Genomic DNA, 15,430 nt, shown 5'->3' with positions numbered 1-15,430 from the left:
GTCTTTTCCTCCTCTTTCTATCTATACTTATTTAATTCTCTTTCAAATGCAGCTTTCCTGCTATAAAATCCGAAATTTCATTTATTTTTCCCATTCGCTGTTCTTCATCTGACAGGTCAAACCAGTCAACCTGCATTTTATTTCGGAACCATGTCAACTGCCGCTTGGCATAATTTCTCGAATTTTGTTTTAATTGCTCGACGGCAGATTCTAAGGATTCTTCTCCTCTCAAATAGCCGAACAGTTCCTTGTAGCCGATCGCCTGCACAGCCTGGCCGCTTCGGATGCCTTTTCTCCAAAGCTCTCCCACTTCTTCAAGCAAGCCTTCCGCCATCATCTTGTCCACTCTTTCGTTGATACGGCTGTATAATAGCTCCCGTTCCATCGTCAGCCCGATCAAAGCAGTCTCATATAAAAGCTCAGAAGAATTCTTCATTTGTTGATGAGACATCTTTTTTCCCGTTGTGTAATAAATCTCGAGCGCACGAATGACTCTCCTCACGTTATTCGGATGAATAGCAGCGGCGGCTTCCGAATCAATGTGCACGAGCTTTTCATAAAGGGCTGTTTTTCCCGAACGTTCCGCTTCCCGCTCTAATTCTGCCCGCAGCTGTAAATCGCTGCCTGTTTCAGAAAATTGATAATCGCAAATCACTGATTGAATATATAAACCTGTCCCGCCAACGATGATTGGCAAAGCTCCTTTATTCGTGATTTCCGTTATTTTCTGCCTGACGAGCTGTTGAAATTCAGCGGCTGAAAATGGTTCGTCCGGTTCTTTTATATCGATTAAATGATGAGGGATTCCGTCCATTTCTTCCGGAGTGACTTTTGCCGTGCCAATATCCATTCCCTTGTATATTTGCATGGAGTCTCCGCTAATGATTTCTCCGCCGAATCGTTTAGCTAAATGGATGCTTAAGGTGGTTTTACCTACCGCTGTCGGACCGATTAATACGATAAGCTTTTCTCGCTGACACAATCTTTTCACTGCCTTTATCATTTTTTTCTTATCGTATCATATGTACAATCACTTATTAAAGCTAATACTATATTCTCGCCGCTTTTTGCAATTTTAAACATGGAAAGAGAAAAATCCGGTTCTCTCTGCACCGGATTTTCGCCCCCTATTGAATATCAACTGGAACTTGTGCATCTTTTATTTCCCTTTCCACTTCTGCTTGATAAGCGGCTTTAATGGAAGGCTCCCATTGAAACACATTTGCCATCAGTTGAATGACTTGTTCTTTGTAACGGACAACCTCATCAATTCGGAAGAATAAATCTCCTGTCCGGCGTATAAAGAAATCGACCGGCTTAACGGCCATTTCATAGGTAATGGCGTACATTAGTTGGACATAAAGCTTTTTAGGCAAACGGGCCGGCGCTTCTTGTTTGGCGAGCGCAAACAGCTGATCCACATTTGAACCGTACATGCGGGCGAGACTTTCACCTTCTTGCTTCGTTAATCCGAATGAAACGGCTTCTTTTCCTTTTCTTTCTACAAAGGACGTGAACTGATCCGCTCCTCCGACGTCTCCTCCCGAAATAGGCAAATGAAGCGTTTGGCTTTCTTTAAATACGGCTCCGGTTTCATCTTTTAATCGTTTAGAAACAAGATCTACGACTGTTTCCGCCATTTTACGATAACCAGTCAGTTTTCCGCCGGCGATAGTAATTAACCCGCTTTCCCCTTCCCATATCTCATCTTTCCTTGATATTTCCGAAGGATCTTTCCCTTCTTCATAAATAAGCGGGCGGACACCAACCCAGCTCGACTCCACGTCAGATGCATCCACTTGTACTTTAGGAAACATGTAGCGAATAGCACTTAACAAGTATTCCCGGTCCTCAGCCAGCATTTTCGGACTTGCTTTATCTTGATCATAAAACGTATCGGTTGTTCCCACGTATGCTTTGCCGTCACGCGGAATCGCGAAAATCATCCGCCCATCAGGAGAATCGAAATAAACGGCCTGCTTCAGCGAAAATTTTGACTGGTCGATGACAATATGTGTGCCTTTTGTGAGCCGCAAATGTTTATTGTTCACTGTATGATCTTTTTTTCGCACTTCATCGACCCAAGGGCCCGCCGCATTCGCTACTTTTTTCGCCCGAATGTTCAGGACTTCGCCCGTGAATACATCCTTCGCCCGAACCCCGATAACTGTCTGCCCCTCATAAATGAACTCCTCCGCTTTCACATAATTAACGGCTGCCGTCCCTTTTTCTACTGCTTTTTTCATTACTTCAATCGTCAGCCGGGCATCGTCAGTCCGGTACTCCACGTAATAACCGCCGCCCACTAAACCTTCCTTCTTCACGAGCGGCTCTTTTTCCAATGTGTGTTCAGCAGACAACATTTTTCGTCTTTCCGACTTTTTCACACCAGCAAGAAAGTCGTAGACGCGTAAACCAATACTCGTGGAAAATTTGCCGAACGTTCCGCCTTTATGCATCGGCAAAAGCATCCATTCCGGCGTGGTGACGTGGGGGCCGTTTTCATAAACGATAGCGCGTTCTTTCCCTACTTCTGCGACCATCTTTACTTCGAATTGTTTTAAGTAACGCAAGCCGCCATGCACAAGCTTCGTTGAACGGCTTGACGTACCGGCGGCAAAATCCTGCATTTCCAAAACAGCCGTCTTCATGCCGCGTGCTGCTGCGTCAAGCGCAATACCCGCTCCTGTAATTCCACCGCCGATAACTACTAGATCGAAATGTTCCGTTCGCAGTTTATTTAACATTTCTTTTCGCTGCAAGCTAGAAAATGTCATCATGTTCCCTCCATTTTTTAACTACCCATTTCCCGCCTATAAAAAACGAAAAAGAGACCTGCCAAAACATAACGATTACGCATCGTTATGAAGACAAGTCTCTCCGTTTCTCCAGACAGTTTATTAACTTAATCTTATTATATGATATAAATGGACAGATTTCAAATTTTAAATGTTAAAGCTGCTTCTATCGCTTTTTTCCAACCTTTATATAAACGCGTTTGTTCGTCTTTTTTCATTTCCGGGTTGAAATTTTTCTCCATTTGCCATTTAGCTGATACTTCACTGCGGTCTTTCCAAAATCCGACCGCGAGCCCTGCAAGATAAGCGGCACCAAGAGCTGTTGTTTCATTAATAATCGGCCGCTCAACCGGCACTTGCAGCATGTCGCTTTGGAACTGCATCAAGAAGTTATTTTTCACCGCTCCGCCGTCGACACGCAATGTTTTCAGGGAAATGCCGGAATCGGCTTCCATCGCATCAAGCACGTCTTTCGTCTGGTAAGCGAGCGATTCAAGTGTCGCCCGGATAAAATGCTCTTTTGAAGTGCCTCTCGTCAAGCCAAATACCGATCCGCGCACATCACTATCCCAATAAGGCGTGCCGAGCCCGACAAAGGCTGGCACTACATAGACACCTTCAGAAGAAGCGACACGGACAGCATACTCTTCCGTATCCACTGCATCTTTAACCATGCGCAGGCCGTCTCGTAGCCACTGGATAGCCGATCCGGCGACAAATATGCTGCCTTCTAGCGCATATTCCACTTTTCCATCAATTCCCCAGGCAATCGTTGTGAGCAATCCATGATTGGAAGCAACGGCTTTTTCTCCTGTATTCATGAGCATAAAACAACCTGTGCCGTACGTGTTTTTTGCCATTCCTGCTTCATAGCAAGCTTGTCCGAATAAAGCAGCCTGCTGATCACCGGCGGCACCGGCAATTGGTATTTCTTTTCCAAAAAAATGGTGCGGTGCTGTTTTGCTGTACACCTCAGAAGAAGGCCGCACTTCAGGGAGCATCGATGAAGGAACAGTTAAAATGTCCAGAAGCTCCTCGTCCCATTTTAAATCGTGGATATTGTACATCAACGTTCTTGATGCATTCGAATAATCTGTGACATGCGCTTTGCCGCCGGACAGCTTCCAGATGAGCCACGTATCAATCGTACCGAATAACAACTCGCCTTTCTCCGCCTGCTCGCGGGCCCCTTCCACATTGTCCAAAACCCATTTCACTTTCGTACCGGAGAAGTAGGCGTCAATAAGCAGCCCTGTTTTTTCTCGGAATAGGGCATCATGTCCCCGCTGTTTTAATTCATTGCAAATATCCGCCGTCTGCCGAGACTGCCAAACGATCGCATTGTAGATCGGGCGCCCAGTTTCTTTTTCCCAAACGACTGTTGTTTCCCGCTGATTTGTAATGCCAATACCAGCAATCTGCTCCGGATTAATATTATTTTCGGATAAAACGGTTGCAATGCAGGCAAGAATTGTTCCCCATATTTCATTCGCGTTATGTTCAACCCAGCCGGGATGTGGGAATTGCTGAGTAAATTCTTTTTGGGCAACATGCGCTATTTCGCCTTTCTTATTAAATAAAATAGCTCTTGAGCTTGTTGTGCCTTGGTCAAGTGATAAAATAAATTGTTCCATTTTCTTTTCCTCCCTTTATCCTATATCCACCTGATTTGAAGCAGTATGATTTTTCTTCCCAAATGTGAAAATAACAAGTAATACGACGGTAGTGACAGCGGTTACTGCCCACAGCTCTATCACAATCTCTCCAGTGAATACCGCCCGGTAAAACAAGCCGCCAAGCGAGCCGCCAAAGAGCGGACCGACAACAGGAATCCAAGCGTACTTCCAATTAGAATCTCCTTTACCCGCGATCGGCAACAGAAAGTGAACGATTCGCGGACCAAGATCCCTGGCCGGGTTAATCGCATATCCTGTCGTTCCTCCCAAGGACAAACCAATGGCTACAATTAATAATCCTACAATAAACGGATTCAGCCCCTCCGTAAATTGGTTGGCTCCAATGGATAATATTCCAACTGTTAAAATAAAAGTCCCGATAATCTCACTTAATAAGTTAGAAAAGGGATGCTCAATGGCCGGGCCAGTGGCAAAGACGCCGAGCTTTGTTGCCGGATCATCCGTTGCTTTCCAATGCGGCAGAAAATGCAAGTACACAATAGCCGCTCCAATCACGGCGCCAATCATCTGAGCAGCGATATAGGGAGCCACATCTGTCCAGGCAAAGTCTCCGGCAAACGCTAAAGCAAAAGTGACTGCAGGGTTTAAGTGCGCTCCGCTAAACTGGCCGGTCGCATACACAGCCATCGCAACAGCGAGTCCCCACCCCCAGGCGATAACTATCCAGCCTGAACCAAAAGCAAATGACTTTTTTAAATTCACATTAGCACAAACTCCTGCTCCAAACACAATTAACAATGCTGTTCCTAGAAGTTCTCCCATAAATGGCGTCATTGTTCTACTCCTTTTTTACTTAATGAAATAAAAAAAGAGAACAAAAAAATTCACAACAAACATCCTTTTAAAAAGGAATACGTCGTGAATCTCAATGTTCTCCGTCACAAGTTATTAACTTATCATTATCGTAAATGAATTTGTAAGCGGTGTCAATCAATTTACAAATTTAATTTTCTTGAATCTTTTATTTTAATAATAAAGCTTCCACAACTCCCGGTTTGACGTTGTAATTGCACATGCTCCAGCTTCTAGCGCTTCTTCCACTTCTTCTTTTGTTTCAATTAGTCCACCGGCAAATATCGGCTTTCCTGTTTGTTCATGAAGTGTCTTGATTACTTTCGGTACAACTCCAGGTAAAACTTCTATAAAGTCCGGATCTGTCCGTTCGATAAGTTTGATACTGCGCTCCAGTGCGCTTGAATCAATGATAAATGCCCTCTGGGTAGCTAACAGCCCTTTTTGCTTCGCTTTCATAATAGCACTGCCCTTTGTAGAAATGATGCCATACGGTTTAGCGTGCTGCGCAATAAACTCGGCTGCATGTTCGTCACCCGTTAATCCGTGAATTAAATCGAGATGCAAAAACATTTTTTTCTTATGCTGTCTCGCATAATCAAACACGCTTTTCACCATGCCGACGTGAAGATCTAAAAACACGCCATATTCAAACGGAGTATCGAGCATTTTGTCAAATTCCTTCATTGTGCGGACAGCCGGTAAAATCTTTTGTCCATGAAAATTCATCATGCATTCTCCTTTTTCATCTTGCTTTCATTTAATGATGCCGCTATCCTTTCAGCATTAAGAGGGGAAAAATAACCTTTTCATCCCGGCAAACCTCTTGAGTTTAAAAATCCGTTATATCTTCCTGTGTTTAACTAAGCGGTAACGCCTTTTCTTTCTTTAAAGACCGCCTGTTGTACAAGAAAAATGTAATTGTAATCAACAAAAAAATGACACTAATAACTGTAAAAAAACTAACATTGGCAAACGTCTGCAAAGCCAATCCTCCCGAATAAGGACCGATTAGGCTGCCTATGCTAAAAGCCATACCGCACAGCAAGTTGCCTGTCGGCAGCAACTGCCGTGGCATTAAGTCGGTCATAAAACTAATCCCCAAACTGAAAGTGGAACCGACTACCATGCCGGCCAAAAAAATCGAAATCAACAGCAAGGAATAAGAATGATCAACAAGAGCCGCGATAAAAAATAGCATGGTGCCCGCCGATAAGATCACGGCTAACACACGTTTTCTGCCATATTTATCACTTATCATGCCGAGTGGAAACTGAAAGACAATGCCGCCGATTGCAAATGACATTAAAATCACAGAAATCTCCTGAACGGAAAGACCGGTCCGCACGCCGTAAATTGGATAGATCCCATTAAAAGAAGATTCCAAGAAACCGTAAGCAAAAGTCGGTAAAAAAGCGATCCACCCGTAGCGGGAAGCTTCTCGAAAACGTTTTAGCGTTTCCCGAATTGAGTTCGTTTCAATATGCTGCTCTGGAAAATCATTTTTTAGAAAAAATAAAAATCCCCAGCAAATAAGACAAAGCGCTCCTGAAACAATGAACGGCAAAGACTCGTTGAAGTGAATCAATCCCGTCATGAGCGGACCCGCTGCAAATCCGAAACCAAAAAACAATCCGTAAAGAGAAATATTGCGTCCCCGGCGCTCAGGCGAAGAAAAAGACGTAATCCACGTTTGCGTGCCAAAATGGAGCGCATGATCACCGATCCCAATCAACAACCTTAACACAAACCAGAACCAAAACGACTTCCACAGTGGAAAAGCAAATAGCGCAATACTAACGAGCAGCCCGCCAAAAATGATCACCGGTTTATAGCCGAACTGCCGCAAAGGCTTTTCCATAAACGGAGAAACAAGCAAAATGCCAATATATAAGCCAGCCGCATTCAGTCCATTCAACGAAGCAGACATCCCCTCCTGTTCAAACAAAACAGCAATCAACGGCAGGAGCATCCCCTGGCTAAACCCTGAAATCGCCACCACACTAACAAGCACCCTAAACCGAAACCCTTCCCTTACATTGCCCATAGCATACCAGTCACCTTTATATATAATTTACCGATGTCAGTCCCCGGCGCTTTAACGCAGTAATGCAGCGGGGACCCCCAGTGCGCTAAAGCAGAAAAGCAATTTATTCTTTTTCTATATTAGGCTATTTTGCTTTGGGCGTATAGTGGAATGCAGGGGGGATTTTGGTTGTCTTACTATATTTTGATTCCAGGTTTGCATTTCACACAATATGACGTTTGCCAGTGAATGGATCAAAGTGACGGCGGGAGAACGGAATAAAAGGAGCCATCTCGGATGCAGACATAAAAAAACAGCGAAGTTAGCTAACTCCGCAAAGTTTATTAAAAGTTTTCATGAACAGTATGAGACAGAAGTTGGCGAACGCGGGATGAAGTTATCGGGCGGACGACAATCGTCATCGCCCCCCCCCTATCAACTAGCATCAAAACCAACCAAATCGTCGGCATTGAACAAAGCAAAATCACAGGTCTTGGTACACATGAAGAACTATACAAGAACCACCCGATTAACTAGGAATTATCCGACTAGCAATTCAACGGATAACACCCTCACTGTATCGCATTAACGCAATAGGGGTCAGTCCCCCACCACTTTAATGCATTGTTCTACTAAAGGGATGACTCCTTCATTACATAATTCGTTTAAACATTTTTTCCATTTCGTAGGTGGAGTAGTGGATGATGATGGGGCGGCCGTGCGGGCAGGTGAATGGGTCGCTGCTTTGGCGCAGGTCATCTAATAGCTGCTGGATTTCGTCTTGACGCAAGTGCTGGTTCGCCTTGATGGATGCTTTGCAGCTCATCATAATGGCAGCTTCTTCCCGCAGTTTTTTAATATCCACCTTTTTCATGGACAGCATTTGCTCGATAATGTCTTCGATCATTTGCTGTTCTTCTCCTTTAGGAAGCCACTGTGGATGGGCATTCACAATAAAGGCCCGCTCCCCGAATGGCTCCAAGAAAATGCCTACATCCATCAAGTCCTGCAGATGTTCGGAAATTTTTATACAGTCGTCTGCTGAATATTCTAATGTCAGCGGCACAAGCATATCCTGCAGTTCTTTTTCTACTTGTCCCACTTTTTCACGGTAAAACTCATATTTCAGCCTTTCCTGGGCAGCGTGCTGGTCAATCATATACAGCCCTTTTTCATTTTGGGCAAAAATATACGTACCATGCATTTGCCCGATTGGGTAAAGAGGCGGGAGACGGCTTGCCTCTATTTCGTTTTCTTCTGTTTGGCTTTCCTCTTCCCAGTTATCAACCGGCAATGACGGTGCATCTTCAAAAAAGCGGCCCTTTTCTTCTTTCATTTCCGTAGGAAAATCCTCTTCCTGCTTCTCTTCAGCTATTTCATATAGCTCTCTCGTATATAATTCTTTCATTTTTTCTGCCGGCGGCAGCTGTTCACGCTGAGACTGCCGAGTGGACTGAATCGTTTTTACAGGACTGTATTCTTTTTTATTCTGTTTTTGATTATTATGATCAAAAATGAGTTCCTGCTGGTCAGATACGAGCTTTGCTTTTTTAGGTGCAGGAGAGGCACTGGGGATTAATGTTTCTTTTTGAAACGCTGCGCGAATCGCTGCTGTAATTACTTCCTGCAGCTGTTGTTCTTTGCTGAACCGCACTTCCAGCTTAGCCGGATGAACGTTGACATCCACTAAAACAGGGTCCATGACAATGCTAATTAACGCAATCGGGTACCTTCCGATTGGAAGCAGTGTATGGTACCCTTCCTGGATCGCTTTCGCTAAGCTGTAATTTTTAATAAAGCGGCCGTTCACCATCACAGAAATATAGTTCCTTGAAGCCCGCGTAACTTCCGGTAAGGAAATCCAGCCGCTCACTGTAAAATCAAGAGAGGAAGCAGAAAGCGGGATCATTTTTTTCGCCGTGTTCAATCCGTAAATCGCTGCGAGCACTTGGCGGACATCCCCATTTCCTGTCGTCCTCAGCAGCTCTCTGCCATTATGGCGGAGACGAATAGCCGCTTCCGGGTGGGCAAGAGAGAGTCTGTTTACCACATCTGTAATATTACCCAATTCTGTATGAATCGTTTTCATATATTTTAAGCGCGCCGGCGTATTAAAAAACAGTCCTGACACTTTTATATCTGTTCCTCTTCGGCTTGCTGCCGGCTCGTGTTCTTGAATTATACCGCCTGAAAGGACGATCTTTGTTCCCGGTCCTTCACCTGTTCCGGTAGTCATCATCAATTCAGACACGGATGCGATGCTCGGCAGTGCTTCGCCCCGAAAGCCAAGCGTCCGGATTCTGAACAAATCATTTTCATCTTTAATTTTGCTCGTCGCATGGCGGGAGAAAGCCTTCAACGCATCATCCGGCTCTATTCCTGCGCCATTATCGAGAATACGGATGCTTTCAAGGCCCGCTTCTTCCACATCGATTTCAATGACGGTACTCCCGGCATCAATCGAATTTTCAACGAGCTCTTTAACGACGGAAGCGGGGCGTTCCACTACTTCACCGGCAGCAATTTTATTCGATAGTACGTCATCTAACTGAATAATTTTTCCCAATGGAATCACCTGCTTTCTTCTGTCCGATTACTTCTTCACTTTCTTTTGCAGGGCATACAGTACATTCATAGCTTCGAGAGGGGTCATTTCCAGCAAATCATACGATTTCAATTCTTCGATTACTTTTCTTTCTTTTCCCGGCACTTGAGAGGGAGCAGCAACGGAGTCGCCAAAAAAAGATAGCTGCCCTGAGGTTTCTTCTATCTTGCTCTGCTTTTCTTGTTGTTTACTATTTTTACCTCTTAAATTCGGTGTTTCCTTCTGTTCCAGTTTTGTTAAAAGGTCATTTGCGCGTTCAATTAATTCCTTGGGAAGCTCAGCCAACTCAGCCACATGTATCCCATAGCTTTTATCTGCTGCACCTTCTTTAATTTTATGAAGAAAAACAACCCGGCCATTTTGTTCCACAGCACTGACATGCACATTTTTCAAGCGGGGAAGCTCTTCTTCTAAAACAGTCAACTCATGGTAATGAGTGGAAAACAACGTTTTTGCTTCGATATGTTCATGAATATATTCAATGATCGCTTGGGCTAAAGCCATGCCGTCATAAGTGGATGTGCCGCGCCCGATTTCATCAAACAAGATTAAAGATTGATCTGTTGCGTTCGTGATTGCGTTTTTTGCTTCCAGCATTTCTACCATAAACGTACTTTGTCCGGAAATTAAATCATCGGCTGCCCCGATTCTTGTAAATACTTGATCAAAAATTGGCAGTGTTGCTTCTCCAGCGGGAACGAAACAGCCAATTTGCGCCATGATTGCTGTTAAAGCTACTTGCCTCATATATGTGCTTTTTCCCGACATGTTCGGCCCGGTCACGAGCAGCATTTCCCGCTCACTGTCCATTAGACAATCATTCGGTACATATTCTTGTGAATCCATCACTTTTTCCACAACTGGGTGGCGTCCGTCTTTAATGAAGAGCTGGCGGTTGTCCGCTAAAAGCGGTTTGACGTATTGCCGCTTCTCACTTACTTGCGCGAAGCACTGCAGCACATCTAGCTCGCTGACAAGCCGCGAAAGCTCTTGCAGCTGCGGGATAAATACTTTTACTTGCTCCCGGATTTCTACGAATAATTCATATTCGAGCTCCATCATTTTTTCGTTTGCTTGTAAAATGAGTGTTTCTTTTTCTTTTAATTCCGGCGTAATAAAACGTTCACAATTGGCCAATGTTTGCTTACGCTCATAGCGGTTGTCTTCGAGCAAATGAAGGTTTGCTTTCGTAATTTCAATATAATAACCAAAAATACGGTTATAGCCTATTTTCAATGATTTGATGCCTGTTCTTTCTCTTTCTTCTTTTTGCAAATTAGCAATCCAGTTTTTCCCGTTTCGGCTCGCATCTCTATATTCATCCAGTTCAATGTGAAAGCCATCTCTAATCATTCCGCCTTCTTTAATTGTCAGCGGCGGCTGATCGATTAAAGAACGCTCTAAAAGATCCGTCAATTCTTCGCAAGGAATCATTTTTTTAGAGAGATTCTGTATTTCCGCGCTCTGAATTTGCAGCAGGACAGCTTTCAATACAGGAATTTGCTGAAGTGACTTCTTCAGCTGAATGAGATCCCGGCTGTTCACATTGCCGAAAGCGACCCGGCCGGCAAGCCTTTCAAGGTCATATACTTCTTTCAGCAGCTCCCGAATTTCCTGGCGTTCAAAAAAGGACTGAATCAGTACTTCTACCATGGACAGGCGCTCAGTAATCTTTTCTTGCTCGATAAGCGGCCGGTCAATCCATTGCTTTAACATTCTCCCGCCCATGGCTGTCATCGTTTCGTCGAGGAGCCAAAGCAGCGAACCTTTCTTTCCTTTTGAGCGGATTGTTTCTGTCAGTTCAAGGTTGCGTTTTGAATAATAATCTATTTTCATAAATTGATTAACTTCATAGACTGCGACCGGCTGTAAGTGAGCCAGGCTTCTTTTTTGTGTACGGTGCAAATAATGAAAAAGCAAAGAAGCTGCCTCGCGCAGATGGGGAACGTTTACCTTTTCCAATAGCGGAACAAACTCTTCTCTTTCTTCCCTCTGTTCTTCATAAGACAGTGTAACATTCAGCCGCTCTTTTAACGTCTTCTTCACACCTTCATCCAACTCTTGCTTTACGACCACTTCCTTTGCCCGCAAAGTGGATAATTCATTCATGACTTCATCTAACGTGGATAAGGCCGTTGCCCGGCTCTCACCTATCGATAAATCACAGGAAGCAAGGCTGTATATACCATTAGACAAAATGGTCAGCGCCGCAATGTAATTATTTTCTTTTTCATACAGCCCTTTTCCTTCCATCACTGTTCCTGGTGTAATCAATTGAACCACTTCCCGTTTGACAACACCTTTTGCCTGTTTAGGGTCTTCTGTCTGTTCACAAATCGCAACTTTATATCCAAGCTCAACTAATTGTTCAATATAAGCTGCTGCGGAATGGTATGGCACCCCGCACATCGGAATTCGTTCAGCCGAGCCTCCTTCCCTGCTCGTTAACGTAATCTCGAGCAGTTGGCTTGCTTTCGTCGCATCTTCAAAAAACATTTCATAAAAGTCACCTAAGCGAAAAAACAAAAAGGCATCTTTATATTGTGCCTTTACTGTTAAATATTGCCGGATCATCGGAGTGTATTGTTCCATCTATGTCCAATCCCTTTCAAGAAAACCTATCTATTTTCAACTTCACATTATATCATAATCGCCTTTCATTTGCTTCACGTAAAAAAGTGCGGCCCGCATTTATACGGCCCGCACTCTTTATTGTTTTAATGCCCTTTTTTATGATCTATAAAAGCTGTATCCAATTCTTCATAATCCTCGTCATCAATCTCACAATCCCAATCATCTTCACAGCCATGAGGATGAATTGCTACACAAATCTTCGTTTCGCCAACTACTTCAACTAAAAACTCCCTTTCGGCCTGAACGACGATTTTGCTGCCATTAGGAGAAATAACTGCCTCACAGCAATTTGGCTGCTGCAGCACTCTCGCCATCACTTCATTATCATCAAAACAATTTTCATCCCGGTACTTTAATTTGATCACATCTTTATAATCCACTTTCTCCGTCACAACTGAAGTTTTCGTATTGTCGTGATGCGAGTACCAAACATTAATATCATATGTTCCGTGAACTTCCACCTTTTTCCCCATCTTTTTTGCTTTATACTCATGGTTAATTATCCAGCAGCCTAAAATGCTCGATGGGTGGTGTGGCGGGCAAATGGTGTGATGCGTCTGAGTAAACTTTCGGCCTTTAGCAACGACCGACTTCGTAATAATCTCTCTGTATTCTGCCATTCGAGCGTACCTCCTCGCTTGTTCTCCATTTATCATATGCACGAAAAGCGAGACATGTGCCTAGAACATTTAAAAAATAATAAAACAAGTTGGAAAAGCGGAAGGCGCCCGCCTATCGGCGACAAATATAAGACGAGCCGGCCTGAAAGGTTGTCTTTAACCTTCTAGACGGATTGGCTAGACTATAGAGCCGATGGCGCCTATAACTGGAAAATAAAAAAAGCATCAGCGTTTTTTGCTGATGCTTCTTGATGCCGTTGTTGTTAACTGCAGCTTCCGGGCGTACTGTTTCTTACTTGAGCGCCTGTTTCACCGCGAAGTAAATCTCCGCCGGTGGACTCAATAATATGATCTGTTACTGTATTGGAGATTGCCGAAGTAACAATTTGCAAAATATCGTTTACTTCTACCTGAGATTCTTTAAATTGCTGTACAACAGGAATTTCGTCCAATTCCTGTTCAATTCTCACCATTTTTTCTTCTACCATTTTCAGTGCTTCTGTTTTACCGTAATGCTGAAAATTCACCGCTTGCTTTTGTAAGCTTTTTAAGCTGGCAATTTTTTCGCGTACTTTTTGGTTTTCGTGAATTTTCGCTTCTGCTTCCTTAAAAAATGCTACTTCATCTGTTTCAGCAATCATTTTGGCAAGCTCTGTTGCACGTGCGAGAATATCGTCTTTTGTATATTTTGCCACTTTTATTTCACCTCAGCCAATTGTTGTTCTTCTATCATTTCCCCATTTAAAGACCACGTTTTCGTTTCTGTTATCTTTACGTGTACAATTTTGCCGATCGCTGTTTTCGGGCCTTTAAAGTTAACCAATTTACTTTTGTTCGTATATCCTGCTAAAACATCGGGATTGTTTTTACTTTCGCCTTCAACAAGTACCGGAACAATTTGCCCGTCATATTGCTTCATCGCTTCTGCCGACAACTCATTCACAACAGCGTTCAGCCGCTGCAGACGCTCTTTCTTCACTTTCATCGGAACGTTATCTGTCATTTTTGCAGCCGGCGTGCCTTCACGCGGAGAATAAATAAATGTATAAGCCGCTTCAAACCCGACTTCGCGGTATAAAGAAATCGTTTCTTCAAACTGCTCTTCTGTTTCATTCGGGTAGCCGACGATAATATCGGTTGTCAGAGCCACATCCGGTATCGCTGCTTTAATTTTACGAACAAGTTCGAGAAATTGCTCACGAGTATATTTGCGCGCCATAATTTTCAATACATCGGTAGAACCTGATTGAACCGGCAAATGAATATGATCCATTAAGTTGCCCTTTTTCGCTAACACTTCAATTAAATGATCATCAAAATCACGCGGGTGGCTCGTCGTAAAGCGGACACGCGGAATATCTATCTTTCTGATCTCGTCCATTAATTCACCAAGACCGTAATCAAGATCGTCAAAGTCTTTGCCGTAAGCATTCACATTTTGCCCAAGCAACGTGATTTCCTGGTAGCCTTGTGCCGCTAGATGGCGTACTTCCTGGATAATTTCTTCCGGGCGGCGGCTTCTTTCTTTACCGCGCGTATAAGGAACAATACAGTACGTACAAAATTTATCGCATCCGTACATAATATTGACCCATGCTTTAATATTGCCGCGGCGCACTTTTGGTAAGTTTTCCACAACGTCGCCTTCTTTTGACCACACTTCAATAACCATTTCTTTAGACATGTAAGCGTCACTTAAAATGTGGGGCAAACGATGGATATTATGCGTTCCAAAAATCATGTCGACTTGATTGTACGTTTTTAAAATTTTATTGACGACAGACTCTTCTTGCGACATGCAGCCACAAACACCTAAAAGCAAATCAGGACGTTGCTGCTTTAAATGTTTTAAATGGCCAAGTTCGCCAAACACCTTGTTTTCGGCATTTTCACGAATCGCACACGTATTCAGCAAAATAACGTTCGCATCTTCTACTGTATCCGTTGCTTCATAGCCGAGAGCCATAAAAATCCCGGCCATCACTTCTGTATCGTGCTCATTCATTTGGCAGCCATATGTCCGGATGTAAAACTTTTTACCATCACCCATGCCGCGGAACTGCTCATCGATTTTAAAATCGTTATGATATTTCACTTCTTCTTTTCCACGTTTTTTTGCTTCCTTTAAAGAAGGCGGCAGAAACACCGTTTCAAAATATTTGCTGTAATCCTTTTCGGATTTTTTGTCCGCTGGATTTTTCTCTTTCACTTGTTGCCCTTGCAGGCGTTGATCTTCATTCATGATAAAACTCCTTTCT

11 protein-coding genes and 1 pseudogene are annotated in these 15,430 nt (G+C 43.6%); 1 reads left to right on the top strand and 11 read right to left on the bottom strand.

The window, feature by feature from the left end; translation table 11 throughout:
- Positions 1-31: 31 nt before the first annotated feature.
- From miaA to F9802_RS05305, 6 genes are all read right to left on the bottom strand, one after another.
- The gene (gene miaA / locus F9802_RS05330; protein WP_152150117.1) at positions 32-1,003 is read right to left on the bottom strand and encodes a tRNA (adenosine(37)-N6)-dimethylallyltransferase MiaA; all 972 of its coding nucleotides are present in this window, start codon (positions 1,001-1,003) and stop codon (positions 32-34) included.
- Between the two features lie 124 nt (positions 1,004-1,127).
- Entirely contained in the window at positions 1,128-2,777 is a 1,650-nt protein-coding gene (locus F9802_RS05325) for a glycerol-3-phosphate dehydrogenase/oxidase (protein ID WP_152150289.1), read from the bottom strand.
- Positions 2,778-2,938: 161 nt separating this feature from the next.
- Positions 2,939-4,432, bottom strand: a complete 1,494-nt coding sequence (glpK, locus tag F9802_RS05320) for a glycerol kinase GlpK (RefSeq protein WP_152150116.1) — start codon at positions 4,430-4,432, stop codon at positions 2,939-2,941.
- A gap of 15 nt (positions 4,433-4,447) precedes the next feature.
- Positions 4,448-5,269 carry an MIP/aquaporin family protein gene (locus F9802_RS05315; RefSeq protein WP_152150115.1) on the bottom strand — a complete coding sequence of 274 codons (822 nt, stop codon included), beginning with the start codon at positions 5,267-5,269 and terminating at the stop codon, positions 4,448-4,450.
- 192 nt (positions 5,270-5,461) lie between these two features.
- Entirely contained in the window at positions 5,462-6,016 is a 555-nt protein-coding gene (locus F9802_RS05310; protein WP_152150288.1) for a glycerol-3-phosphate responsive antiterminator, read from the bottom strand.
- 130 nt (positions 6,017-6,146) lie between these two features.
- On the bottom strand, positions 6,147-7,334 hold the full coding sequence (locus F9802_RS05305) for an MFS transporter (RefSeq protein WP_152150114.1): 1,188 nt from the start codon (positions 7,332-7,334) through the stop codon (positions 6,147-6,149).
- A 295-nt stretch (positions 7,335-7,629) separates the two neighbouring features.
- On the opposite strand from F9802_RS05305, the pseudogene F9802_RS19900 reads away from it, so the two are divergent.
- A pseudogene (locus tag F9802_RS19900) lies at positions 7,630-7,729 on the top strand (hypothetical protein); the annotation flags it as partial.
- A gap of 236 nt (positions 7,730-7,965) precedes the next feature.
- On the opposite strand, the gene mutL reads toward F9802_RS19900, so the two are convergent.
- The 5 genes from mutL to miaB all read right to left on the bottom strand — a co-directional run bounded on the left by mutL (position 7,966) and on the right by miaB (position 15,414).
- A complete protein-coding gene (gene mutL / locus F9802_RS05300; RefSeq protein ID WP_152150113.1) occupies positions 7,966-9,879 on the bottom strand; it encodes a DNA mismatch repair endonuclease MutL in 1,914 nt (637 codons plus the stop codon).
- Between the two features lie 27 nt (positions 9,880-9,906).
- Positions 9,907-12,510, bottom strand: a complete 2,604-nt coding sequence (mutS, locus tag F9802_RS05295; RefSeq protein ID WP_152150112.1) for a DNA mismatch repair protein MutS — start codon at positions 12,508-12,510, stop codon at positions 9,907-9,909.
- 125 nt (positions 12,511-12,635) lie between these two features.
- The gene (locus F9802_RS05290) at positions 12,636-13,172 is read right to left on the bottom strand and encodes an outer spore coat protein CotE (RefSeq protein WP_152150111.1); all 537 of its coding nucleotides are present in this window, start codon (positions 13,170-13,172) and stop codon (positions 12,636-12,638) included.
- Positions 13,173-13,435: 263 nt separating this feature from the next.
- Positions 13,436-13,867 carry a RicAFT regulatory complex protein RicA family protein gene (locus F9802_RS05285; protein ID WP_152150110.1) on the bottom strand — a complete coding sequence of 144 codons (432 nt, stop codon included), beginning with the start codon at positions 13,865-13,867 and terminating at the stop codon, positions 13,436-13,438.
- A 2-nt stretch (positions 13,868-13,869) separates the two neighbouring features.
- Complete coding sequence (gene miaB, locus F9802_RS05280; RefSeq protein ID WP_152150109.1) at positions 13,870-15,414, bottom strand: tRNA (N6-isopentenyl adenosine(37)-C2)-methylthiotransferase MiaB; 1,545 nt, start codon at positions 15,412-15,414, stop codon at positions 13,870-13,872.
- Positions 15,415-15,430 lie beyond the last annotated feature (16 nt).

It is taken from the genome of Bacillus aerolatus, assembly GCF_009183655.1.
In the GTDB taxonomy this organism is placed as follows: Bacteria; Bacillota; Bacilli; order Bacillales; family Domibacillaceae; genus Pseudobacillus; species Pseudobacillus aerolatus.
Note: the sequence above shows the minus strand (reverse complement) of the source record. Positions and strands in the feature narration are given on the sequence as shown.